The organism is Streptococcus oralis, from assembly GCF_018448765.2.
Lineage (GTDB): Bacteria > Bacillota > Bacilli > Lactobacillales > Streptococcaceae > Streptococcus > Streptococcus oralis_BM.
On the sequence record NZ_JAHCMC020000001.1, the window covers coordinates 986,512 to 1,012,815 of the forward strand.

20 protein-coding genes are annotated in these 26,304 nt (G+C 41.0%); 2 read left to right on the top strand and 18 right to left on the bottom strand.

What is annotated here, in order from left to right; translation table 11 throughout:
• Positions 1 to 52: 52 nt before the first annotated feature.
• The 10 genes from glgA to KIH88_RS04900 form a co-directional block, all read right to left on the bottom strand.
• Positions 53 to 1,486: a glycogen synthase GlgA gene (glgA, locus tag KIH88_RS04855; protein WP_213987951.1), complete on the bottom strand. Its 1,434-nt coding sequence runs from the start codon at positions 1,484 to 1,486 to the stop codon at positions 53 to 55.
• Entirely contained in the window at positions 1,483 to 2,622 is a 1,140-nt protein-coding gene (gene glgD, locus KIH88_RS04860; RefSeq protein ID WP_213987952.1) for a glucose-1-phosphate adenylyltransferase subunit GlgD, read from the bottom strand. The genes glgA and glgD overlap by 4 nt, the downstream gene beginning before the upstream one ends.
• On the bottom strand, positions 2,612 to 3,754 hold the full coding sequence (locus tag KIH88_RS04865; protein WP_213987953.1) for a glucose-1-phosphate adenylyltransferase: 1,143 nt from the start codon (positions 3,752 to 3,754) through the stop codon (positions 2,612 to 2,614). Before KIH88_RS04865 ends, glgD begins: the two co-directional genes overlap by 11 nt.
• A 157-nt stretch (positions 3,755 to 3,911) precedes the next feature.
• A complete protein-coding gene (gene glgB / locus KIH88_RS04870; protein WP_213987954.1) occupies positions 3,912 to 5,807 on the bottom strand; it encodes a 1,4-alpha-glucan branching protein GlgB in 1,896 nt (631 codons plus the stop codon).
• A gap of 274 nt (positions 5,808 to 6,081) precedes the next feature.
• A complete protein-coding gene (locus KIH88_RS04875; RefSeq protein WP_213987955.1) occupies positions 6,082 to 7,506 on the bottom strand; it encodes an NADP-dependent glyceraldehyde-3-phosphate dehydrogenase in 1,425 nt (474 codons plus the stop codon).
• 197 nt (positions 7,507 to 7,703) lie between these two features.
• Positions 7,704 to 9,989, bottom strand: coding sequence for a type I pullulanase (gene pulA, locus KIH88_RS04880; protein WP_213987956.1), 2,286 nt, complete (start codon positions 9,987 to 9,989; stop codon positions 7,704 to 7,706).
• A 147-nt stretch (positions 9,990 to 10,136) separates the two neighbouring features.
• Positions 10,137 to 12,095, bottom strand: coding sequence for an NAD-dependent DNA ligase LigA (gene ligA / locus KIH88_RS04885; protein WP_213987957.1), 1,959 nt, complete (start codon positions 12,093 to 12,095; stop codon positions 10,137 to 10,139).
• An 89-nt stretch (positions 12,096 to 12,184) separates the two neighbouring features.
• Entirely contained in the window at positions 12,185 to 13,363 is a 1,179-nt protein-coding gene (locus KIH88_RS04890; protein ID WP_213987958.1) for an MFS transporter, read from the bottom strand.
• Between the two features lie 80 nt (positions 13,364 to 13,443).
• A complete protein-coding gene (locus KIH88_RS04895; protein WP_213987959.1) occupies positions 13,444 to 14,307 on the bottom strand; it encodes an Rgg family transcriptional regulator in 864 nt (287 codons plus the stop codon).
• Positions 14,308 to 14,310: 3 nt separating this feature from the next.
• On the bottom strand, positions 14,311 to 16,212 hold the full coding sequence (locus tag KIH88_RS04900; protein WP_213987960.1) for an ABC-F family ATP-binding cassette domain-containing protein: 1,902 nt from the start codon (positions 16,210 to 16,212) through the stop codon (positions 14,311 to 14,313).
• A gap of 227 nt (positions 16,213 to 16,439) precedes the next feature.
• Between KIH88_RS04900 and KIH88_RS04905 the strand changes: the two genes are divergently transcribed.
• Together KIH88_RS04905 and KIH88_RS04910 are read left to right on the top strand one after the other, a co-directional pair.
• Positions 16,440 to 18,158: a phospho-sugar mutase gene (locus KIH88_RS04905; RefSeq protein ID WP_213987961.1), complete on the top strand. Its 1,719-nt coding sequence runs from the start codon at positions 16,440 to 16,442 to the stop codon at positions 18,156 to 18,158.
• 110 nt (positions 18,159 to 18,268) lie between these two features.
• Positions 18,269 to 18,616, top strand: coding sequence for a thioredoxin (locus tag KIH88_RS04910; RefSeq protein ID WP_213987962.1), 348 nt, complete (start codon positions 18,269 to 18,271; stop codon positions 18,614 to 18,616).
• A gap of 33 nt (positions 18,617 to 18,649) precedes the next feature.
• On the opposite strand, the gene KIH88_RS04915 is transcribed toward KIH88_RS04910, so the two are convergent.
• The 8 genes from KIH88_RS04915 to KIH88_RS04950 form a co-directional block, all read right to left on the bottom strand.
• Positions 18,650 to 19,459 carry an MBL fold metallo-hydrolase gene (locus KIH88_RS04915; RefSeq protein WP_213987963.1) on the bottom strand — a complete coding sequence of 270 codons (810 nt, stop codon included), beginning with the start codon at positions 19,457 to 19,459 and terminating at the stop codon, positions 18,650 to 18,652.
• Between the two features lies 1 nt (position 19,460).
• A complete protein-coding gene (gene vicK, locus KIH88_RS04920; protein ID WP_213987964.1) occupies positions 19,461 to 20,810 on the bottom strand; it encodes a cell wall metabolism sensor histidine kinase VicK in 1,350 nt (449 codons plus the stop codon).
• Complete coding sequence (gene yycF, locus KIH88_RS04925; RefSeq protein WP_033606404.1) at positions 20,803 to 21,510, bottom strand: response regulator YycF; 708 nt, start codon at positions 21,508 to 21,510, stop codon at positions 20,803 to 20,805. Before yycF ends, vicK begins: the two co-directional genes overlap by 8 nt.
• A 56-nt stretch (positions 21,511 to 21,566) precedes the next feature.
• A complete protein-coding gene (gene mutY, locus KIH88_RS04930; protein WP_213987965.1) occupies positions 21,567 to 22,745 on the bottom strand; it encodes an A/G-specific adenine glycosylase in 1,179 nt (392 codons plus the stop codon).
• Positions 22,746 to 22,827: 82 nt separating this feature from the next.
• Positions 22,828 to 23,802, bottom strand: coding sequence for a phosphate acetyltransferase (gene pta, locus KIH88_RS04935; protein ID WP_000451563.1), 975 nt, complete (start codon positions 23,800 to 23,802; stop codon positions 22,828 to 22,830).
• A 43-nt stretch (positions 23,803 to 23,845) separates the two neighbouring features.
• On the bottom strand, positions 23,846 to 24,742 hold the full coding sequence (locus KIH88_RS04940) for an RluA family pseudouridine synthase (RefSeq protein WP_213987966.1): 897 nt from the start codon (positions 24,740 to 24,742) through the stop codon (positions 23,846 to 23,848).
• Positions 24,739 to 25,557: an NAD kinase gene (locus tag KIH88_RS04945; RefSeq protein ID WP_007522021.1), complete on the bottom strand. Its 819-nt coding sequence runs from the start codon at positions 25,555 to 25,557 to the stop codon at positions 24,739 to 24,741. Before KIH88_RS04945 ends, KIH88_RS04940 begins: the two co-directional genes overlap by 4 nt.
• Complete coding sequence (locus KIH88_RS04950; protein WP_000151551.1) at positions 25,541 to 26,212, bottom strand: GTP pyrophosphokinase; 672 nt, start codon at positions 26,210 to 26,212, stop codon at positions 25,541 to 25,543. Before KIH88_RS04950 ends, KIH88_RS04945 begins: the two co-directional genes overlap by 17 nt.
• Positions 26,213 to 26,304: the final 92 nt, after the last annotated feature.

Below are 26,304 nucleotides of genomic sequence, written 5' to 3' on the forward strand. Positions count from 1 at the left end.
TCTTTTCTAAACAGCCCAAAAATCGTATGAAAGAATCATACGATTTTATCTATTAGTTGACTAAACTATGGTACAAGTCCAGGTAAGATTTGCAGGCTGTATCCCATGAGAAATCGCATTCCATAGCTTGTTTTTGTAGATTTCTCCAAACGTCCGGCTGGTACTTATAAACATCCAAGGCTGTTTGGAAACTCCAGTTAAGCCAGTATGGTGTTAAATTATCAAAGCTAAATCCAGTACCAGTTCCTTCGATTGGATTGAAAGCTTGAACAGTATCACGCAAGCCACCCACTTCATGAACCAATGGTAGAGTTCCATAGCGCATCGCCATCATTTGAGACAAACCACATGGTTCAAAACGACTTGGCATGAGGAAGAGATCACAAGCTGCGTAGATTTCTTGAGCAAGTTTGACGTCGAAAGTGATATTTGCTGATAACTTGTCAGGATAGACTTGAGCAAACCAAGAGAAGGAATGTTCAAAAGCTGGGTCACCTGTTCCTAAAAGGACTATTTGAACATCCTCCTGTAAGAAACGATGCAAACTTTCTACAACAACATCAAAGCCTTTTTGGCGTGTCAATCGAGAGACAATACCAACTAGTGGAACATCTGCTCGTACTGGTAGACCAACTCTCTCTTGCAATTTTGCTTTGTTTTGCGCTTTTCCAGACAAATCATCCTTGTTAAAATGATAGTCTAAAAGTGGGTCTGTTTGAGGATTATAAAGATCGGCATCAATACCATTGACAATACCTGAAACCTTACCTGACTCCATACGAAGAATCTGGTCCAAACCGCAACCAAACTGACTGGTCATAATCTCATGTGCATAGCTAGGAGAAACGGTTGAGACACGATCCGCGTATAGGATACCAGCCTTCATCCAGTTAAGGCAATCATTCCAGCGAAGGGTTCCATCAGCATAGCGTTCAAATCCAACACCAAACAAATCCCACAACATTCCTTCAGAAAATTGACCTTGAAATTCCAAATTATGAATAGTTAAAACTGTTCTGATTCCTTGATATGCTTGAATCCAATGATACTTTTCTTTCAACAAGAAGGGAATCATGGCTGTGTGGTAATCATGAACATGGAGAAGGTCAGGAATAAAGCCGATGCGTTCCATGGCTTCAAGAGCAGCCAGTTGGAAAAAGGCAAAGCGTTCACCGTCGTCAAAATCACCGTACACATGGCCACGGAAGAAATAATACTGATTATCAATGAAGTAGAAAGTTACGCCATTCAAGACAGTTTTTTTAATACCACAGTACTGTCTACGCCATCCCACACTAACTTCAAAGTGGAGAACATCCTCAATCTGGTGGCCAAACTTAGCTTCTACCATATCATAATAAGGCAAGAAAACTGCAACTTCGTGCCCCGCTTTTACAAGTGATTTGGGAAGTGCGCCAATGACATCGCCCAAACCACCTGTTTTTGAAAAGGGTGCTCCTTCTGCTGCTACAAATAAAATTTTCATGAATAAATGTCCTCTGTTACTGTTTCACCCTTCTTCACTACAACTGGATTTTCTGCCGTTCCTCGAATGACAACACCGTCCGCAACTTCAACACCCTTGTCCAAGATAGCATATTCAACTTGGGCACCCTCACCAATCACAACTCGAGGAAATAGAATGCTGTCCTTCACCACACTATCCTTGTGAACATAAATGTTACGAGATAGGACTGACTGAACTACCTCACCCTCAATGATACTACCAGAAGCAAACTGGGAAGTACTTACTTTTGAAGTATTCGCATAGTAGGTTGGTTCTTCATTCTTAACTTTTGTATAAATTTTTTGATTTGGTGAGAAGAGTGAGTAGAATTTTTTGGATTCAAGCATATCAATGTTTGCTTGATAATAAGACTGAACAGAATGAATATTTGCTAAGTATCCTGTATATTCGTAAGCAAAAGCACCTTCTTTTACAGCCAAATCGCGGAGAACATAGCGCAACTTTTCAGGATATTCTTTCTGAGCCTCTTCTTCAAGTCGTTCAATCAACCAAGGAGTATCCACAACAAAGATATCTGTAGACATGTTGAAGAGTTCATCCGTAGATTTGTTATCAAAGAGTTTGTGCGAACGGACATGGTCAGTTTCATCAATTTCCAAGATAGCATTCACATCTGAAATGTCTTTCTTCGGAAGTTTCTTATATACAACTGTGATCGGACCATTCGTTGTATTGTGTAGGTGGAAGACTTGATTCAAATCAATATTCACCAGCACATCGCAGTTAATCGAAACGGTTTGGTTTGAACCCGAACATCTCAAGTAGGTAAGAAGCTGTTGGTAATACTCTTTTCCAACTGTACTGCTTTCAACACGAGTGTTGTAAATTCCTAGATAGTAGTGGCTTAGAAGGGTTGACAAGCCCCACTCACGACCTGAACGGATATGGTCGAATACTGAGCTGATATTATCTTGTTGGAAAATACCAAAGATACTACGAACACCTGCATTTGCAAGACTGGAAAGGGGGAAGTCAATCAAACGGTATTTCCCACCGAAAGGCAAGCTAGCTACCGGACGGTGTTCTGTTAACGTTGACATATCATGAAAACCAACTGTGTTTCCTAAAATGGCTGAATATTTATCAATCTTCATCTGTTGCTACCCCCACTACTTCATTGTATCCTACTACTTGTACTTCGTCCGTTCCGTCAATCTCTACGTCGTCTGCAATAATGGCACCCTCACCAATAATAGCACGAGTAATCTTTGCGCCATGGCCAATAATAGCTCCACTCATGATGACAGAATCAACGACCTCAGCACCTTCACGTACTTGTGCTTCTGTTGAAAGAATCGAACGTTTAACAGTTCCATCTACAAAACAGCCATCCACGACCAATGAATCTTCAACGTGTGCATGCGCACCAAAGTAGTTTGGTGGTGAAATCAAGTTTCTAGAGTAAATTTTCCACTGACGATTGCGACTATCCAAGGCGTTTTCTGGTGAAATGTACTCCATATTAGCTTCCCAAAGTGACTCAATCGTACCAACGTCTTTCCAGTAGCCATTAAATTCATAAGCATAGACACTTTCACCAGACTCGAGATAGTTAGGGATAACGTTCTTACCAAAGTCTGACATATCCACATTACTCTTTTCAGCAGCAACAAGCATATTGCGAAGTCGTTTCCAGTCAAAAATATAAATCCCCATAGAAGCCTTTGTAGACTTAGGTTGCGCAGGTTTTTCTTCGAATTCAACGATACGGTTATTGGCATCTGTATTCATGATACCGAAACGGCTAGCTTCTTTGAGCGGTACGTCTAGGACAGCTACTGTCAAACTGGCATTATTATCCTTGTGGGACTGAAGCATATCATCGTAGTCCATCTTGTAGATGTGGTCACCAGAAAGAATCAAAACATATTCTGGGTTGATACTGTCGATGTAGTCAATGTTTTGGTAGATAGCGTGACTAGTCCCTTCAAACCAACGGTTTCCTTCGCTAGCTGAATAAGGTTGTAAAATAGAGACACCTGAATTGATACCATCCAATCCCCAGCTCGAACCATTTCCGATATGGTTGTTCAAAGCGAGAGGTTGGTACTGCGTAATCACACCAACATTTTGGATTCCAGAGTTTGCACAGTTGGAAAGAGCAAAGTCAATGATACGGTAGCGCCCACCGAATTGCACTGCCGGTTTGGCAATGCTTTGAGTGAGTTTTCCGAGACGTGTTCCTTGCCCACCCGCAAGGATCAAAGCTAGCATTTCATTCTTCATTTTCTACTCCTTTATAAAGACATGTGAACGTTAAAATCGAAAGAAGGTCGGAAGTCAAACTTTTTATAAAAATAATAGGAAATCCATTTCTCTTGTGTTTCAAGTCCGATACAAGTATATCCGTTTTTAAAATCTAAAAAATATCATCAACAGCCCATTATTCTTTTTTCTTAGCTGGTTTCAAACGACGCTTGATCTTCCAGATGCTTGCTCCCATGGCAGGCAAGGTAAAGGTCAAAGTCTGCTCATAATCTTTCCATAAGCCTTCTTGAGTCTGAACTGTTTGATTGTGCTCTTTCCACACACCTCCCCATTCTTCTAATTCTGTATTCCAAACTTCTTCGTAAATACCTGCAACAGGTAAACCAATCGTAAAGTCTTTACGTTCAACCGGTGCCATATTAAAGACACAAACTAACATTTCGTCCTTCTTGTCCTTACGAATAAAGGAAAGGACACTCTGATCTCTATTATCAGCATCGATAATCTCAATACCATCATAACTAGTATCAATTTCCCAAAGGCAACGATGGTCTTTATAGAATTGATTTAGTTGAGAAGTGAAATGCTTCATCTTGGCATTCATCGGATCTTCTAGATTGGACCATTCCAACTGCTCCTCAGACTTCCACTCTAGGAATTGCCCGTACTCACTACCCATGAACAAGAGTTTCTTACCTGGATGACAAATTTGATAGGTGTAGAGATTGCGCAGACCAGCGAACTGATTGTAGCGATCTCCCCACATCTTATGCATCATACTCTTCTTACCATGAACTACCTCATCATGTGAGAAAGGTAGGAGATAGTTTTCGTTGAAAACATACATAAAGCTGAAAGTTACCAGATTAAAGTCATACTTGCGATAAATCGGATCTTCCTCGTAGAAACGGAGAATGTCGTTCATCCAGCCCATATTCCATTTATAGTCAAATCCAAGGCCACCCATTTCTTTCATACCAGTAATCTTTGTCGCTGATGAACTTTCTTCTGCAATCATCATGATGTCTGGATGAGCTAACTTAATCACTGTGTTTAACCGTTGAAGGAAATAATAACCCTCATAGTTAAGGTTTCCACCGTCTTTGTTTGGAGTCCAAGGAGCATTATCATAATCTAGATACAGCATATTGCTCACTGCATCAACCCGAATACCATCTAAGTGGTAAAAATCAATCCAGAATTTAATACTTGAAATCAAGAAAGACTGGACCTCATTTTTTCCGAGGTCAAAATTCAGAGCACCCCAACCATAGTTATGAGCCTTGTTGTGATCTTGGTATTCAAAAGTTGGTGTACCGTCATAATATGCCAAGGCATCATCATTAATAGTAAAATGACCTGGAACCCAGTCTACGATAACACCGATATTATTTATATGACACTCTTCAACGAAATCCTGGAATTCCTCAGGTCTACCATAGGAATGTTCAAAAGCAAAGTAACCCATAAGCTGATAGCCCCAGCTCAATCCAAGTGGGTGAGCCATTAAAGGCATGAACTCAATATGTGTATAGTTCATCTCAACTAAGTATGGAATCAACTCTTCCTTCAGCTGTGAAAAACTATAGGGACTACCATCTAGATTTCTCTTCCAAGATCCTGCATGGACCTCATATATATTAACCGGTCGATCGAAAAATCCCAGACGTTTGCGACGCGCTAGCCAAAGTCCATCTTTCCATTTCTTTTCACGGATATTGGTCAGAACTGCTCCTGTACCCGGTCTAGCTTCAAAATAAACTGCCAACGGATCAATCTTCATAATCTGGTGACCATTTGCACGCGTAATATGATATTTATAAATCTGACCTTCCTGAGCTTGAGTCGTAAAGACTTCCCAAACACCTGCTTCATTACGAACCATGGGAATCTGATTCTCAACCCAATCAGTAAAATCTCCAACTAGATGAACTGCTTGTGCATTTGGGGCCCAAACCCTAAAAGTATAACCAATTTCTCCGTTTTTCTCCTCTCTATGTGCTCCTAAATAATGCTGGAGGTGAAAGTTTTCACCTGTAGTAAAGGTTCTTAATGCTTCTTGATTATTCATCCAATCCCCCTTTCTCTTTGTAAGCGTTTTCTATATTTTTATTATACACTCTTTTAAGATAACTTTCAAGTAATTTACGAAGAAAATCATATTTTTTTATGAAAGTCTTCAAAAAATTACCGAGCATTTTAAAAATGATATATCCTGAAATAGAACACGAAACAATTTCCATATATTTTTTTATTATAATACCAAAACATTCGTTTTTTATCAATTTTCTACTGTATTTTTTTGAAAAAATAAAACCAGGAAGTTATTTTCCTGATTTTATAGATTATTTCACATCAAAAACAATGGATTTAACATTTGTCATCGCTTCGATACTATATTTAATTCCTTGTACTCCTGCACCAGAACCTTTTATACCAAGGAATGGGAAATTATCTGGTCCACGTTGTGTTTTATTATTAATATGAACGGTTCCCACTTCAAGTTTTTCAGCAATTTCAAACGCCTTCTTGAAGTCATTTGTAAAGACAGAGGATTGAAGACCAAACTCAGATTCATTGGCAATTGCTACTGCTTCATTCGCATCTGCGACACGGATAATTGGGAGAACAGGTCCAAACGGTTCTTCCCAGGCTACTTTCATATCTCTTGTAACTTGGTCAAAAAGCACTGGCCAGAGAAGATTGCCTTCACGCTTGATTGGTGTAAGAGCCTTAGCACCTTTTTCTTGTGCATCTTCGATCAATCCCCAGATGAAATCAGCTGAAGCATTGTCAATAACAGGTGTGATATCAGCATTGTCAAATGGATCACCGACTGTTAGCTTAGCGACTTTAGCCTGGAGCAATTCGGCTAACTTGTCTGCTACGCTTTCTACAACTAAGACACGTTTAATAGCGGTACAACGCTGACCAGAGTAGCTAAATGCACCACTCACGATTTGATTGGCTGCATTCTCTAAATCTGCATCTTCTAAAACGATTGCTGCATCTTTCCCACCAAGTTCAAGCATAATCGGGCGCATACCAGCTAAACGACCAATACGCTCACCAATCGGTGTTGAACCCGTAAAGTTAATGAAGTTGACTTCCTTGTGTTCAATGATATAATCCCCAATTTCAGAACCTCGTCCAGTGATGGTATTGAAGACACCTGCTGGGATTCCGGCTTCGTCAAATGCTTTAGCCAGCAAGAGACCAGAAATAGATCCTTGCGTTGGTGGCTTAAACATAACGACATTTCCTGCAATCAGAGCCGGAGCAATCTTAGATCCAGAAAGATTGACTGGGTAGTTAAATGGCGCGATAGCTAAGACAACTCCAACTGGCTCACGACGAACAACGGCTAGTTTGTTCTTACTTGCAGCTTCAAAACCGCCACCTTCCATTGCTTGTCCAGTAATACGGAGACCTTCTTCAGCAGCAAAACGAATCAAATCTGCTGTACGTACTACTTCTCCAATGGCTGCTTTAATCCCTTTTGCAACCTCTTTGGCAAGAATTGTACCAATTTTTTCTTTATCACGTTCTAAAATATCTGCTGTCTTATGCAAATAGGCTGCACGCTCAACTGGTGCTAAATCACGCCATGCTGGGAGAGCTGCACGCGCAGCTTTCATAGCCTCATCTACTTCAGACTGGCTCATAGCGGGTACTGTACCTAATTTTTCTTGATTGATTGGTGAATAAATCGTAATTTCCTTTTCAGATGATTTCCATTCTCCATTTACTAAATTCTGATATCTTGTCAAATTCTCGTCCTCCTGAAAATGATTAAAACTTATTTTATCAAATTTTCAGAAAATTACAACCCTTTTTGTGAAAATATTGATATTTTTTTCACAAACTTGATTCTTCAAATTATTTGAATTTTATTCCTATTAGATATTGGTTTTTCAATAAAAATCAAAAAAGGTCTAGTGAATCTAAACCTTTTCAGAACATTAATTTACGAGAGTACTTTTAAGACTACGACACTGGTATCATCAATCACATTTGATTCTTTAGAACGACTATTAGACACCAGCATTTCAAGATTTCCTGCATTTTCAAAGTAGAAGGAAGTTCCCTTCGCATTAAAGACTACCAATAAGTGCTCTGGTCCACCGTGAATTTCGTAAACGATCCATCCGCTATTTTCAGCAGCTGTATGGACGAAGACATGGCGATAGACTTCTTCATATGTAGGATAGGAGAAGGCACTGGTCTGTGTTTTCAGGCGAATAATCTGACGGATAAAGTCAATGCTCTCTTGTCTCTCATTGATTAAATCCCAGTTGACTTGGTTGACACTATCTGGAGCATTGTAACTATTCATGGCACGTTCTCTATCTGCCGCAGTCAGCTCGCCATTTTCTCCAGTAGCAAGGAGTTTAGTGCGGCCAAATTCTTGCCCCAACTCTATAAAGGACATCCCTTGCATAAGAATGCTCATCGCTGTTGCTGTCTCAACTTGGCGCATAATCTTATCTAAACTGTGATCTGGATGAAGGGTCACCAACAAATCATGCAAGTTGTAATTATCATGGGCCTCCACATAGTTAAGGACTTGGTTTGGGCTAAGATATGAGCCCAACTCTCGACTACCAAGAATAGCTTTGGCTACAATCGGTTCTGTAGCAGCACCACTAACAAATCCTGCCTTGATTGAGCCATAAACTTCTCCTCCTTTGATAGCATCTCGCTGATCATCATTAAAGAATCCAATATTTGGCATCTGGTAGGCATTGTCCTTCTTGGCCTTGTCATAAGGTGCAAGACCGGTCCCCATATCCCAACCTTCTCCATAGGTGATAATGCGGGGATCAACTTCATCAAGTGCCCAACGAATTGCCTGCATGGTTTTGACATCGTGAATTCCCATCAAGTCAAAACGGAAACCGTCAATATTGTATTCTTTCACCCAATAAAGGAGTGAGTCAATCATATACTTGCGGTACATTTCGTGTTCGCTTGCGGTTTCATTTCCAACACCTGTTCCGTTTTGAAAGGTTCCATCTGGATTCATACGATAGTAATAATCAGGAACAGTTGTCTGGAAAGGCGCATCAACCGTTGAGAAGGTATGGTTGTAAACGACATCCATAATGACACCGATTCCCGCATCATGATATGCCTGAATCATGGTCTTGAGGTCTCGAATAACCTGTCCAGGATCATCTGGGTTACTAGAGAAACTTGGTTCTGGCGCATTGTAGTTTTGAGGGTCATAACCCCAGTTATAGGTTACATTTCCGTCCTCATCATATTCCTTATGGCGATCAAAGATTGGTTGGAGTTGAACATAATTACAGCCGAGTTCTTTGATATAGTCAAAGGCTGTTGCTTGACCATACTGGTTAACTGTTCCAGTCTGGGCAGCACCAAGGAAGGTCCCTCGAAGGTTTTCTGGAACTCCAGATGTCGGTGATTTTGTAAAATCACGAATGTGCATCTCACAGATAACGGCTTTACATGGATTTTCCAAACGCCAAGGAGCGTCTGTCCCATGTTTAACTTCGAATCCTTCTACCTGTCTATCTTGCTGAGAGAGGATGACAGAACGTTTTCCGTCAGGGCTTGTAGCAATGGTGTAAGGATCTCGTGTCAAAGTCTGGTGGTGTGGAAACTCAATCTGATACTGATAGGCTTTACCTGCAAGATTTTCATCCAAGTCTACACTCCAAACACCAATGGTATTGTACTTATGACTATATGAATAGCTATTCCCACGCTCAAGATTAAAGGTTTTCCAAATCGGCGCGTCGTTACTTGTATTTTCATAAACGACCACTTGGACTGCTGTAGCGGTTGGAGCCCAGAGTTTAAAGCTTGTCTGGTAGTCTGAGATACTGTAACCTAACTCTCCTTGGTATCCCCAATGATGATCAAAACTTTCACTGTGAAAGGCTTTATCAAAAGCAAACGGGTTTTGATCTTTATAGTAAGAACTTGTAATGGCTGGATTTTCAGAATAATAAACTGTCTCATCACCATCCAAAATCCAAACCTCAGTCAACAGTGGATAATGGTTAAACCATAGGAGATAGTCCTTTGTCTTTCCATCTATTTCGACAGAAAAGGTCAGAGTATCGAGCCTTTCTGCACTTGTAACTGTAAAGGAGAATTTTGCTCCAAAATAGTCATTTTCATAATACAAATTTTCTTTAACATCTGCTTGTTTTCTACTGAATGAACAAACGGCATAATCCCCATTTTTTCGGTGAAAATGGATGACTACTGGGTATCTATACATTTCTTTTCCTAATTCCTAATTTTAATTTTTAAGTTATGCTGAAGAATTTAACGGGAATTTCAGCACAATAGAGAATAGTTTAATAGATATAAAAACACATCAGGAGAGATAGTTTCAGACTATCTGACATCTATTTTCAACTATTCTTTACAAACTTTCTAGCCAAGCTTCATCTCGAACCTCGATACCAAGTTCTTGCGCTTTTTGAAGCTTGCTTCCTGCATCTGCTCCTGCTACGACAAGATTTGTTTTCTTGGAAACACTGCCTGTGACTTTGGCACCAAGGCTTTCGAGTTTACTTTTGGCTTCAGAGCGTGTGAGACGTTCCAATTTACCCGTGAGTACAACGGTCAAACCTGACAAGGCCGCATCTGCCACTAGTGTCTGTCCTTTGTAGTCCAGATTGACTCCAGCTTCTTTCAACTCGTCTAAGAGAATCTTCGATCCTTCTGTTGCAAAATAAGTCTGAAGGCTTTGTGCAATTACACTACCCAAGCTCTCGATACTTGCTACTTCCTCTGGGTCTGCTTGGGCTAGATTTTCAATAGAGTGAAAGTGTTGGAGCAAGAGTTGGCTAGCCTTGCTTCCGACATGGCGAATTCCCAGACCAAACAAGAGCTTTTCAGCAGAGTTTTCCTTGGATGCTTGAATGGCCTGATACAGTTTAGAAGCAGACTTTTCCTTGACACCTTCTAAAAGGAGAAAGTCTTCTTCTTTCAAACGGTAAATATCCGCCACATCCTTTACTAGATTGGCAGCAAAAAGCTTTTCAACGATAGATGGACCAAGTCCTGTAATATTCATGGCATCACGAGAAGCAAAGTGAATCAGACCTTCCATGATTTGAGCAGGACAGCGAGGATTGATACAACGAAGAGCCACTTCATCTTCAAAATGAAGCAATTTACTGTCACAACTTGGACAATTAGTCGGAATATCTAGTTTTTCTTCAGAAACACGCTTGGACTCTACCACACGCAAAACAGCAGGAATGATGTCCCCCGCCTTATAAACGATAACTGTATCATCTTTGCGGATATCCTTTTCAGCAATATAATCTACATTGTGCAGTGTTGCACGGCTAACAGTTGTCCCAGCAAGCTGAACAGGTGTTAGATTGGCAGTTGGAGTCACAACACCCGTACGACCTACTGTCCAGTCAACTGAAAGGAGCTGGGCTTCTTTTTCTTCAGCAGGAAATTTATAGGCGACTGCCCACTTAGGCGCTTTAACAGTAAAACCGAGCTCTTCTTGACCTGCTAGGTCATTGACCTTGATCACCACTCCATCAATGTCATAAGGTAAATTATCCCGTTCTTGTCCAACTTCTTGGATGAAATCCCATATCTCATCTATGCTTTCAGCCAGAATTCGTTTAGGATTAACTACAAATCCAAGCTGTTCAAGATGCTCCAAGACTTTTTCTTGGCTATCACGAGTAGAAAGGCTAGCTTCTTGATAGAGGAAAGTGGCAAGATTGCGCTTGGCTACTACTGCTGTATCCAGCTGACGCAGGGTTCCTGCAGCCGCATTACGAGGATTGGCAAATTCAGGCTCCCCATTTTCTTGGCGAGCTTGGTTGACCTGATCAAACGAAGCGCGTGGCATATAACACTCCCCACGAACGGTGATATCTAGTTCTTCTGGCAAGGTCAAAGGAATGTCCTTGACACGCTTGAGGTTCTCTGTGATATTTTCACCAACAGAACCATCCCCACGTGTCGCACCGACTACCAAAATTCCCTTTTCATAAGTTAGCGAGATAGACAAACCATCGATTTTCAGCTCGCAAATATAGGTCGGTTGGGGCAATTCCTTTCGAACACGCGCATCAAAGGCTTCTAACTCTTCACGTGAAAAAGCATCCTGCAAACTATAAAGAGGATACTGATGACTGTATTTTTCAAAACCATCTAAAACCTTACCACCAACACGATGGGTCGGACTGTCCGCTAAAACTTGATCTGGATAGGCAGCTTCCAATTCAACCAACTCTCGGTAGAGGCGATCATACTCGCTATCTGACACCGAGGGATTGTCACTCGTATAGTACTCGGTCGCATAGCGATTGAGCAAGGCAACTAACTCATTCATTCTTTCATTCATAAAACTATTCTACCATAAATCAAGCCCTCCTCACAATAGAGAAGGGCTGAAAAATGGATTGTAGTGAAATATTTTCTAAAAAAGAGAAATTATAACTCTTTTTTAAAATGACTTCGCACATAAACGAGGGAGAAACAAGACAGGACAATAACCCCGCTTCCAATTATCAGAAAAGAAGAAAGATGTACACTTGGCAGCACCGTCATAAAGCCTTTTGCAATCGGCATAAATAGGATGGCTAAGGTAAAAATTGTGCTTAGCACTCTCCCCAAGTATTCCCCCTCAACCTTGGTTTGCACCTGAGTAAAAAAGTGAATATTAAATATCGTCATAAACAGTTCACATACTAAATTTCCAGAAAAGGAAAGAAAAGTTGGCAGTGGTAATCCCATCATAGAAACTCCAACTCCAGTCAAAGCCAATAGAATCAAAAGATTATAAACACTTGCCTTTATTTTACTAGCTAGAAGAGCTCCGATAATCGAACCAATAGCGCCCATAGTCAAAATACTCGCATAAGCTCCTTCTACCCCGTATAGTCGATTTGAAAAAGGGAGGAGAAATTCAAAAGCTGCAAAAAAGAAATTAACACTGGAAGCTACTAACAAAAGAAAACAGATCTCTTGCTGGCGCCAAATATAGCGAATTCCTTCTTTCATATCAGAAAAAATATTTTTCCAACTGAAAGTCCTTTTCACTTGTTCCTTAGCCTCTTTTTTGGGGAGGAAAGCTACTAAGGTAAATGCAATGAAAAAACTAATGGCATCTAAAACAAGCGTCATATGGAGACTAGCAAATTGTAAAACGATGAAAGAAAGTACAGGGGAGCTAACGCCTACAACCTGCAAAACGAGCTCTAAGCGAGCATTATAGGTCACAATCTCGTCTTTCTCTACAACCTCAGTTATAATGGCTTTATTGGCTGTACGAGAAAATGCAAAGGCAACCGCCTGAACAATATTGGCAAAAATCAAGGCAGCAATCATCAAGCTATCATTTCTGATGAAAGAAATAGCTAAACAGAGAATACCGCAAATTAAGTCTGTCGTCATCAAAATTTTGCGACGCGAAAAGCGGTCTGAAATCACTCCGCCAAAGGGATTGACCAGAATCGATGTGACGAGTTCAGAAATCTGATAAATCCCAAGAACAGTCTGTCCTATCGTCCCCATTGATGCCAACCAAACACTATTTCCATAGTCATAGAGCATATTCCCTATCTTATTAATAGCCCCACGACTAATCAACTGGATTGCATGTCGATTCATATAAAAAGCTCCTCTCAAATTTTGAAACTATTGTATCAAAACTGAAAGGAGTCTCTTTATTTTTCCCTTATTTGGGAAATTTAAGCATTTACAAATCTTTCATAATGTTCCTGATAGTAAGCCACTTGCTCTGGAAGTCCAAGCACATCAAAAATATGCATAGCCTCCTGCATCTGACAACAACCCTCTTCTTTCAGGTCTCTCTGGTAGAGAGCAAAACCTTTGAGATAATGAAAGATATTGCGCTCATAAAGTTTGATGCCATTTCCAATCAACTTCTCAACATAGCCTTCAAAATAGTCCGCATCCGTAAAGGAACGGTTTTCCAAACAATGCTGGTAACAGTTAAGAGCTAAAATCAAAACGAGTTTTCGATGGCGACCAATTTCTTTATAGTACTCCTCTCGCTCCATGACTTCTCTGCCAATTCGAGCTACATAGTCCACATTGTAGAAAGTATAGAGGTTACCGAAAAGAATCAACTCATACATGGTCCATTCTTCTGTTTGAAAAAGATAATCTGCTACCTTTTCCAAATCACTCTGCCTCATCCTGTAACGAGCATCTCTTTGACAAATCAGCCCTTGTAGCAGAATCCAATTCAGCTCAAAATAGAGGGGATTGGTCGAACTCTTAGCTTTCTTGAGCTGTTCTTTTTGAAGCTTTTGAAAACCTGCAATATCATTTGAGTAGTAAAGCGGAATAATCTGTGCCATCAAGGCAACATGTTCATGATTTTGAAAATCTCTAGCCTTGTCCATAAAATTTTCAATAGTCACATGAATATTGTCCAAAATCTCAAAGAAACGAGAAACTGCTAGATCAGACTCCCCAAGCTCGAAGCGAGATAATTGAGAGGTTGAACACGATTCACCTGCCGCCTCTTTTAAGGAGTACTTCCCACTTGTTCGAAATTCACGAAATACCTTTCCAAGATGTTCCATTTCTTACACCTGCTCTGATAATTCTTCCCACTCAAGCATAGCCTCTTCTTGACGATGGCTGATTTTGTCCAGTTCAGCCTGCAATTCCATGAGCTTTTCAGCATCGTTGGTTTCCAGCATTTGTTCAGAAATGGCTTGGCTTTGAGTTTCTAACTCTTCGATTTCAACTTCCAAACTCTCGATTTGACGCATGAGCTTGCGGGCTTCTTTTTGACTTTCTTTTTGTGCCTGGTAGTCATTAGCTGGGCTTGCTTCTTTTGCTTGATTACTCATTGAAGCTTCCTCTGTCTGGCTCGCTTCTACTTCTGCTTTCTTATCAACATAGTAGTCGTAATCTCCAAGGTAGAGGGTTGAGCCATTCTCAGACAATTCCAAAATATGAGTTGCTACGCGGTTGATAAAGTAACGGTCATGACTGACAAACAGAAGGGTTCCATCAAAGTCTATCAAGGCATTTTCTAGCACTTCCTTGCTATCAATATCCAAGTGGTTGGTCGGCTCGTCAAGTATCAAGAAGTTATTGTTTTCCATTGAAAGTTTTGCAAGAAGCAAACGAGCTTTCTCGCCACCTGACAACATTCCGACTGACTTTTTAACATCATCTCCTGAGAAAAGGAAGGCACCAAGGCGGTTTCGGATTTCAACTTCCGGAGTTAATTTAAAGTCATTCCAAAGTTCATCGAGAACACTATTACTTGGTGTCAGCTTGCTTTGAGTTTGATCATAGTAACCAAGCTCAACATTGACACCAAAACGCTTCTCTCCTTTGATAAAAGGAATCTGACCCACGATAGATTTGATAAAGGTTGATTTGCCAATACCATTTGGACCAACAATCGCAACAGCATTCATCTTACGAAGGTCTAGATTGATAGGCTCTGACAATATTTCCCCATCATAACCAATGGCTGCATTTTCAACTGTCAAAACGACATTTCCCGACGTTTTTTCAGACCGGAAGGTCATGTTGGCTGATTTCTTACCAGCTTCTGGCTTGTCCAAACGCTCCATTTTTTCCAATTGTTTCCGGCGAGATTGGGCACGTTTGGTCGTTGAAGCTCGTACTAGATTGCGATTGACAAAGTCTTCCAGAGCAGCGATTTCCTTCTGTTGCTTTTCATAGTTTTTTGCCTCAGTAGCTAGTTTTTGCTCTTTCAGCTCGACAAAATGAGAGTAATTGCCCACATAACGATCCAAGGAATGCTTGGTCAAATCAAGTGTAACCGTCGTAACCTTGTCCAAAAAGTAACGGTCGTGACTGACGATAATGAGAGCACCGCTATAGTTTACCAAGTAATTCTCCAGCCAGGCAATGGTTTCGATATCCAAGTGGTTGGTTGGCTCGTCCAATATTAAGAGATTGGGCTTTTCAAGGAGCATTTTGGCAAGTGCTAGACGAGTATTTTGACCACCAGAAAGCTCGTCAATTTTCATCTGCCACATAGTCTCATCAAACTTGAATCCATTCAAAATCGCTCGAATGTCTGCCTCGTAGGTAAAGCCACCAGCCTGACGGAAATTCTCTGATAAACGATCATAATCCGCCATCAGTTTATCCAGATCTTCACCAGACTTTTCACCCATCTCCAGTTCCATCTGACGAAGTTGCTTCTCAGTCCGACGCAAGTCATCAAAGACGTGAAGCATTTCATCATAAATGGTATTTTCAGACTCAAAACGGCTATCTTGGGCTAGGTAAGACAGAGAAACATCTTTTTTCTTATTGATTTCTCCACTGGTCGGCTCCTCTTCCCCAACCAAAATCTTCAAAAGAGTAGACTTACCTGCCCCATTTTTCCCAACGAGGGCAATCCGGTCTCGTTCATCTACTTGCAGGTTTATATTATCAAACAAAAGCTCGCCTGCAAAAGAACGTTCAATTTTATTGGCTTGTAAAATAATCATACCTCTATTTTACTATCTTTTTCTCTTTTGCACAATTGCAATGAAAAAAGTTCGAGTCATAAACCCGAACTATTCATCTTCTTTTTCATTAGAAAGCGTATAGGGCTGTTCTTCTACAATGAAATAAAAGTAAATTTCCTACATTTTAAGTTATGCTAACGTTTTACTAAAATATCAAATCGTGATATAATGAAAGCGATTAAAGCAATAGATAAAGGAGATACTCTATGACTTACCAAGAAAATTATCAAAAATGGATCGATTTTGCCGACCTTCCCGACTATCTTCGTCAAGATTTAGAAAACATGGACGAAAAAACAAAAGAAGATGCTTTCTACACCAATCTTGAATTTGGTACTGCAGGTATGCGTGGCTTGATCGGTGCAGGTACAAACCGCATCAACATCTATGTTGTTCGTCAAGCAACTGAAGGATTGGCTCGTTTGATTGAGTCAAAAGGTGGAAATGAAAAAAATCGTGGTGTTGCGATTGCCTATGATAGTCGTCACTTCTCACCTGAGTTTGCCTTCGAATCTGCGGCAGTTCTTGCAAAACATGGTATCAAATCTTACGTATTTGAAAGCCTTCGTCCAACTCCAGAACTCTCATTTGCAGTTCGTCACCTCAACTGTTTTGCAGGTATCATGATTACTGCCAGCCATAACCCTGCTCCATTTAACGGTTACAAGGTTTACGGTGAAGACGGTGGGCAAATGCCTCCACATGATGCGGACGCTTTGACGACTTACATTCGTGCAATCGAAAACCCATTCGCTGTCGAAGTTGCTGATGTAGAAGCTGAAAAAGCTTCTGGCTTGATTGAAGTTATCGGCGAAGCTGTTGATGCAGAATACCTCAAAGAAGTAAAAGATGTAAATATCAACCCAGCCTTGATTGAAGAGTTTGGTAAAGACATGAAGATTGTCTACACACCACTTCATGGTACTGGTGAAATGTTGGCTCGCCGTGCTCTTGCACAAGCTGGATTTGACTCAGTTCAAGTCGTTGAAGCTCAAGCAACTCCAGATCCAGATTTCTCAACTGTTAAATCTCCAAACCCAGAAAACCAAGCAGCCTTTGCACTTGCTGAAGAACTCGGCCGTCAAGTTGGTGCTGATGTTCTTGTTGCGACTGACCCAGACGCTGACCGTGTTGGTGTTGAAGTGCTTCAAAAAGATGGGAGCTACCTCAACCTTTCAGGTAACCAAATCGGTGCGATCATGGCTAAATACATCTTGGAAGCTCATAAGAGTGCTGGAACTCTTCCTGAAAATGCTGCTCTCTGCAAATCCATCGTATCAACTGACTTGGTAACGAAGATTGCTGAAAGCTACGGCGCAACTATGTTCAATGTCTTGACTGGTTTCAAATTCATCGCTGAAAAAATCCAAGAATTCGAAGAAAAACACAATCACACTTACATGATGGGATTTGAAGAAAGCTTCGGTTACTTGATTAAACCATTTGTGCGTGATAAAGACGCTATCCAAGCTGTTCTTGTCGTTGCTGAGCTTGCTGCTTACTACCGTTCACGTGGCTTGACTCTTGCTGACGGTATCGAAGAAATCTACAAAGAGTACGGTTACTACGCTGAAAAGACTATTTCTGTTACCCTTTCTGGTGTTGATGGTGCCGAACAAATCAAAGCGATTATGGCTAAATTCCGTAACGATGCTCCAAAAGAATGGAACTCAACAGCTATCACTGTCGTAGAAGACTTCAAGGCTCAAACTGCTACTGCTGCAGATGGCACTGTTACAAACTTGACAACTCCTCCAAGTGATGTGTTGAAATACACGCTTGCTGACGGTTCATGGATTGCTGTTCGCCCTTCAGGTACTGAACCAAAAATCAAGTTCTACATTGCCGTTGTGGGTGAAAGCAACGAAGACTCACAAGCTAAGATTGCTAACATCGAAGCGGAAATCAATGCGTTTGTGAAATAACACTCTATAAAGATGAGATAAACTAGTCTCATCTTTTTTTCGTATCAAATCTAAGCAATTTTAGGAACTTTGTGGCATACTAGACATATCAATGAAAGCGAGGTAAACTCATGGAACAATTTTTAGAAAATATTAAAGATCTTGAAGTCACAACAGTAGCGCGTGCGCAAGAAGCTCTTGATAAAAAAGAAACTGCAACCTTCTTTATTGGTCGTAAAACTTGCCCTTACTGCCGTAAATTTGCTGGCACTTTGGCTGGTGTCGTTGCTGAGACAAAAGCGCACATCTACTTCATCAACAGTGAAGAACCAAGCCAACTTAATGAATTGCAAGAATTCCGCTCACGTTATGGAATCCCAACTGTGCCAGGTTTTGTCCACGTTGCAGATGGACAAATCAAGGTCCGTTGTGACTCTTCAATGTCAGCACAAGAAATCAAGGAATTTGCTGGATTGTAAAAAACATATAAAAAGAAGGCACTCGCCTTCTTTTTATATATCTGTCAATGGTGTTGCGGTATCTGGTGAGGTATCATAAACCTTAAAGTCTACTCCGACTCCCAGATCAGCCTGGGCTAACTGATTGACCATAGTCATATGAGCTAGTTCTTTGATATTGTTCTCTTTAGACAAATGCCCAAGATAGATTTTCTTTGTTCGATTTCCCATTGCACGAATCATGGCCTCAGCACCGTCTTCGTTAGAAAGGTGACCGAGATCCGATAGAATTCGCTGTTTGAGACGCCAAGCGTAAGATCCTGCTCGCAAAATCTCTACGTCGTGGTTGGACTCGATGAGATAACCGTCTGCATTTTCGACAATTCCTGCCATTCTATCACTAACATAACCTGTATCGGTCAACATGACGAAGCTCTTGTCGTCTTTCATAAAGCGGTAAAACTGTGGTGCTGCTGCATCATGGCTAACCCCAAAACTCTCAATGTCGATATCACCAAAGGTTTTGGTTTTACCCATTTCAAAAATATGCTTCTGCGATGAATCCACCTTGCCAAGATGCTTGCTATTTTCCATAGCCTGCCAAGTCTTTTCATTGGCGTAAAGGTCCATACCATATTTGCGAGCCAATACACCAACTCCATGAATATGATCTGAATGTTCATGCGTAATCAAAATCGCATCCAAATCTTCTGGCTTACGATTGATTTCGCTCAAAAGACTGGTGATTTTCTTACCAGACAAGCCCGCATCCACTAAGATTTTCTTTTTGGGGGTTTCCAGATAAAAGGAATTTCCACTGGAACCTGATGCTAAAATACTGTATTTAAAGCCTTTTTCACTCATTCTAGTCTTCTATTTCGTCCTCCCATATTTCTTCTTTTACGGCATCCTTATCATAAGGGAGCACTATGGTAAAGGTTGAGCCCTTACCGTATTCGCTTTTTGCCCAAATAAAACCATTGTGTTGTTTGATGATTTCTTTCGCGATAGCCAGACCCAGACCAGTTCCACCTTGAGCACGACTTCTTGCGCGATCCACACGGTAAAAGCGGTCAAAAATCCTAGGCAAATCTTGTTTTGGAATCCCAAGACCTTGGTCAGAAATTGATAAGATCATCTGGTCATCCGTGGTTTTCATGCTGACCGTAATTTTCCCACCATCTGGGGAATACTTGATGGCATTGTTAAGAATATTATCAATCACCTGGGTCATCTTATCCGTATCAATCTCAATCCAAACTGAAGTTATTGGATAATCTCTCACTAGCTCATATTTTTTCTCTTCATCCTGATTTCTCATCTTATCAAAACGGTTGAGGATAAAGGTGATAAAGGCTGTAAAGTTAATCAACTCTACATCCAGTTTAGTAGTCGCATTGTCAATACGAGATAGATGCAAGAGATCTGTCACCATACGCATCATACGGTTGGTTTCATCGAGTGAAACCTTAATAAAATCAGGGGCGACAGGATCATACAGAGCTCCCTCATCCAAGGCTTCGAGATAAGATTTAACACTGGTCAAAGGAGTACGCAACTCATGACTGACGTTCGAAACAAAGAGTCTTCGCTCACGCTCTTCCTTCTCTTGCTCGGTCGTATCATGTAAAACGGCAACCAAACCAGAGATGAAACCTGACTCACGGCGGACAAGGGCAAAACGTACACGAAGGCTCAAATATTCTCCATTAGCATCCTGAGAATCAATCGTCAACTCAGGTATCTGTGTAATCAGGTCACGCAGCTCATACTCATCTTCTATCTTAAGCAATTCGAGGATGCTTTTATTCAGAACATCTTCTTTCTGCACACCGAGCTGTTTTTTTGCCATATCGTTGATCATAGTAATCTGGCCACGGCGATTGGTCGCAAGGACACCATCTGTCATATAGGAAAGAATGCTATGCAGCCTTTTACTCTCTTGTTCCAAATTTTCTTGAGTCAAACGAATAACTTCTGACAAATCATTCAGATTATTGGTGATGTTGGTGATCTCTGTACTACCCTGCAAGTCCAAAACTTGAGAATAATCACCTGCAATTAAGTCCTTAACCTTCTGATTTATCTCTTTTAACCGGATGTTATCCCGACGATTTTCCAGTAACAGCAAGGTCACCACCAGGATAAAGCCAAGTAAAATCAGGATAAAGATAAAATCACTGGTCAGAATAGTTTGTCTAATATCTTCAATCATTATTTTTCATATAGTAGCCAACACCACGACGTGTGAGGATATACTCTGGACGGCTTGGTGTGTCTTCAATTTTCTCACGCAAACGTCGGATAGTCACGTCCACCGTACGAACATCACCAAAATAGTCATACCCCCAGACAGTCTCAAGCAAGTGTTCACGCGTAATCACTTGTCCAATATGAGAGGCCAAGTGATACAAGAGTTCAAACTCACGGTGGGTCAAATCTAATTCCTCACCATATTTCTTAGCCACGTAAGCATCTGGAACAATTTCCAAATCACCAATTTGTAAGGGCTGCGTCTTCTTCTCATCAGACTCTTGGCTATCCACAGAAACTAGGTCTGTACGACGAAGCAGAGCCTTGACACGTGCTTGCAACTCACGGTTTGAGAAAGGTTTTGTAACATAATCATCTGCACCTAACTCTAAACCAATAACCTTGTCAAACTCGCTATCCTTAGCTGATAGCATGATAATCGGCACGCTACTAGTCTTACGAATAGCTTTAGCAACTTCTAAACCATCAATTTCAGGGAGCATCAAGTCTAGAATAATAATATCTGGTTGCTCTGCTTCAAATAGCTCAATTGCTTCACGACCATTGAAGGCTGTAACAACTTCATAACCTTCCTTGGTCATATTAAACTTAATAATATCCGAGATTGGTTTCTCATCATCTACAATTAATATTTTTTTCATTTTATCACCTTTTCTCTATCTATTATAACAAAAAAATACAAAGAAGGCACAAATGGCTACTGTAAGTCTTCATCTTCAAGAGCTGTTTTATAAGCCTGCCAAATCTTTTGTTGAGGTTTAGCAAGTGGATAATCAGAAAACTCCTGAGGAGAAACCCAACGAACTTCCCTGTCAGAAAAATGTTTCAAATCTGTCACTTGACCTGCTAGGATTTGAATATGCCATTTCCGATGACTAAATACATGCTTGACCTGGTCAAATACTTGCTGGGACCAATTCACTTCTAAATCATAATCCTGCTCAAAGTTTTCTTGGGGACTTGGTCCAAAAGCTCTGCTTTCCTCTTTGACTTGTGAAAAGAGATTTAGCTGATCGTCATCACTTGAGAAATCGTCCACTTCAATCAGTGGGAAATGCCAAAAACCGGCTAACAGTTTCTCACTTTCATTTTTCTCTAGTAAATATTGACCACGGTCATTGCACACAACCAAAGCCTTGAGATAGATTGGGAGGGGCTTTTTCTTGGGTTCTTTAATCGGATATACATCCATAGTTCCATTCTGATACGCCGCACTAAAGTCCTTAACAGGGCTTTCTTCTGGTCTAGGATTAACTGGCGCCTCTATGTCAGAACCTAAATCCATCAGAGCTTGGTTAAAGTCACCTGGTCGTTTCGGGTCAATCAATATTTCCATCATGGCTTGGAAAATCTTTCGATTGCTGGGAACTCCGATATCATGATTAACCTCAAATAAGCGTGCCAAAACTCGCATGACATTACCATCGACCGCTGGCTCGGGTAAGTTAAAAGCAATACTGGATATGGCTCCTGCCGTGTAAGGGCCAATCCCTTTTAAACTAGAAATTCCTTCATAGGTGTTTGGGAATTGACCACCAAAATCAGATATAATCTGCTGAGCTGCAGTCTGCATATTGCGTACTCGAGAATAATAGCCCAGTCCCTCCCAAGCCTTCAGCAAATGCTCTTCAGGTGCATTCGCCAGACTTTCAACAGTTGGAAACCAGTCCAAGAATCGTTCATAATAGGGAATAACTGTATCCACTCTGGTTTGCTGGAGCATGATTTCAGATACCCAGATGTGATAAGGATTTTTACTTCTCCGCCAAGGCAAATCTCGCTTGTTTTCATCATACCAGTTGAGGAGTTTCTCACGGAAAGAAATGATCTTCTCCTCCGGCCACATGACGATACCATATTTTTTCAAATCTAACATATATCTAGTATAACATAGAAGCTTCTAACTGTCCTTTTCTCAGTACTAAAAAGCCTCTTCCCATGGGAAAGAGGACTAAATCTTATTGATGAACCGCTTGTGCCGCTGTGATAAGGGTCAACTTGTACACATCGTCTGCATTACATCCACGAGAAAGGTCGTTAACAGGTTTGTTCAAACCTTGCAATACAGGACCTACAGCCGCAAAACCACCGAGACGTTCTGCAATCTTATAGCCAATATTCCCCGCTTCGATACCAGGGAAGATAAAGACAGTTGCTTGCCCAGCAACGTTACTTCCTGGAGCTTTCAATGCTGCAGTTTCAGGGTGGAAGGCCGCATCAAATTGCAATTCTCCATCGATTTCAAGGTCAGGACGCAAATCGTGTGCAATTTTTGTTGCTTCAACAACTTTATCAACACTATCACCAAAACCTGAGCCTTTAGTAGAGTAGCTCAACATTGCAATTTTAGGTTCGATGCCAAACATTTTAGCTGTAATAGCTGAGTTGATAGCAATCTCAGCCAAGGCTTCCGCATCTGGATTGATATTAATGGCACAGTCACCAAATAGGTAACGTTCCGTACCACGAACCATGAGGAAGGCACCTGACGTACGAGTAACGTTTGGACGAGTTTTAATGATTTGTAGGGCTGGGCGAACTGTTGAGGCAGTTGAGTGAATAGCTCCTGACACCATACCGTCAACCAATCCCAAGTATACTAGCATCACACCAAAGTAGTTGACATCTTCAACCAAAACTTTACGCGCTTCTTCTTCAGTCATTTTGCCCTTACGACGCTCTACTAAGGCAGCAACCATTTCTTCGAATTGAGGATAGTGTTGGGGATCAATTACTTCATAACCATCCATGATCCCTTCGATTTCAAGATAAATTTTGATTTTTTCTGGGTTCCCAAGCAAAACAGGAACAACTTCTGTTTCTTTTACCAAGCGTTTTGTTGCCTGAAGAATACGAGGTTCTTCCCCTTCAGGGAGAACAATACGAGCATTTTTGCCAACTAGGTTGGCTTTGAGATTTTCAAAAACTTCCATGAGTTTTCTCCTTTAAGAAAATAAATTATACTCCAAATAGATTTTAAAGAGTATTAGTTGATAACTGAGTAATAAGATTGCTGAAATCATCCGGTAAGGGGCTTTCTAGTTGCAAATCTTGCTCTAGAAAGGGATGATAAAAAGATAAATAATGACAATGCAAGGCCTGACGCTGAATGCCGTCGTCTAAGCTTCCTCCATAGAGATCGTCTCCTAAAAGAGGAAAACCGATGTGAGAAAAATGCACTCGGATCTGATGAGTTCGTCCAGTATGCAGTTGAATATCGACCAAGTGAATATTTCCGTAAGAAGCTACAACTTTATATGATGTATGGGCGTATTTCCCACCCTTGGCAACTCGTCTCGTGATAATGGAATCTTCATCACGCGCAATCGGGGCGATAATCTCCCCTTCAGGCTCCAAGACACCAGCTCCTTTAACCAAAGCAAAGTAGCGTTTCTCGATAGACTTTCGTTGCAGTTGCTTGTCTAAACGTGCATGAGCGTAGCCGTGCTTGGCAAAAAGCATCAAACCAGATGTATCTCTATCAAGCCTAGTCACGATGTGAACTTGCTGGTTTTCATAGTTTTGCTTGACATAGTAGCCCTTGATAAAATTAGCAACGGTATTGGAGTGATTGACACTGGGGATGGAAGCTACTCCACAAGGCTTATTCAAAACCAGAAAATGGTCATCCTCATAGAGAATATCCAATGGACGCTCGATAGCTTCTAAAGTTTCAAAGCCTTCCTCTGCTGGAATGTCAATAGTTACCCTGTCTCCAATATCTAAGAGATGGATTGCATTTTGAGGTTGGTCATTGACCAGAATAGCCCCGCCTCGAAACTTAATCTTAGCCAGAAGTCCCTTAGAAACCTCGTGTTTCTTGAGGAAGGTCTTGACTTTGACATGCTCATCTGCGATAAATTCGAACCTCATTCATCCACCTCTCCGATGAAGGCATCTTTGACACGATTCCAGAAACTAGTGTGGCTTGGAGTCGCTACGAAGTGAATCTTGTGATGGTCGATTTGATACTCAATCCGTTCGATATTACGGAATGAATAGACGCTGTTATCGACAGATATCGTGTGGTAATCATTGCGTGTCGGTAAGAGTTCAATCTTATCTTTTTTGGGAATAATGATTGATGATCCCAAAGTGCGATAGACTCGATTATTGAGGCTCGCTATTTCCGTCAACTGCAAGGCTTCAATAGTAGGATGCAAGACAGCTCCACCCAAGGACTTGTTGTAGGCAGTACTTCCCGTCGGCGTTGAAACAGTCACACCATCTCCTCGGAATCGCTCAAACGGAACATGGTTAATGATGATATCCGCAACCATGGTGCGATCTGATCGACGAATGCTGGCTTCATTTAAGGCGCGAAAAGTTTTCACTTCTCCATTTTCAAGCGTTACCTTGACATTCAAAACAGGATAGGAAACTTTGGCACCAGTATCTAGTAGGAGATTGGTCACCAACTGATCCAACTCAAAATCACGATAATCTGTGTAAAATCCCAAATGCCCAGTATGAACACCTACAAACCGAACCTTGTCTAACTGATTCTCATACTTGTGGAAAGCAGACAAAAGCATCCCATCTCCACCAATCGAAATCACGATGTCGGGATTGGTATCGTTCAGTATAAAGTGTTGTTTCTTTAGTTTTTCCCTCAGTTCATGCAAAACCTTCTGACTCTGTGGCTTTCTATTTGCTATGAGGTCAACTCGTTTACCTGTATTCTTCATCTGTATCGTCACTATTTCCTACACCATCGTTTAGTTTTCTGCTCAATGGATCAAAGAGAGCCTGCGCTTCCTGTATATCGTCACGAATCTTACCCATTTCTTCATCCAGCTGATAGGCTATTTTGGCCGTGATTTCCAGTCTTTTCCTGATTTCTTCTGGGAAATCGCCCTGGTATTTATAATTGAGCGAGTGCTCAATCGTAGCCCAGAAATTCATGGCTAAAGTACGTATTTGAATTTCCGCCAAAATCGTCTTAGCCCCGTTGATCGTATCAACCGTGTATTCGACAACCACGTGATAAGAACGATAACCTGAAGCCTTACGATGAGTGATATAGTCTCGTTCCTGAACGATTCTCATATCTTGGCGTTTACGTAGAATCTCAACTACTTCTTTAACGTCATCAACAAACTGAACCATGACACGTAAACCAGCAATGTCTTGCAGATCATGTTCTAGATTTGCATAAGTAATTCCTCGACGAGCCATCTTTTCTTTGATACTTTCAATCGGTTTTACCCGACCCGTTACAAACTCAATCGGAGAATGCTTGTTTTGCTTACGATACTGTTTGCGAATCCCCCGAAGTTTAATCTTCAATTCACCAACAGCCTGAATGTAAGGATCTAAAAATTCTTCCCATTCTATGGTCATACTTTCTCCCTTGTAATGTTTGATTGCTCTGTCGAAAATCTTTGATTTTTTCAGTACATTCGTATACAATAAATACATTGTCCATTATACCA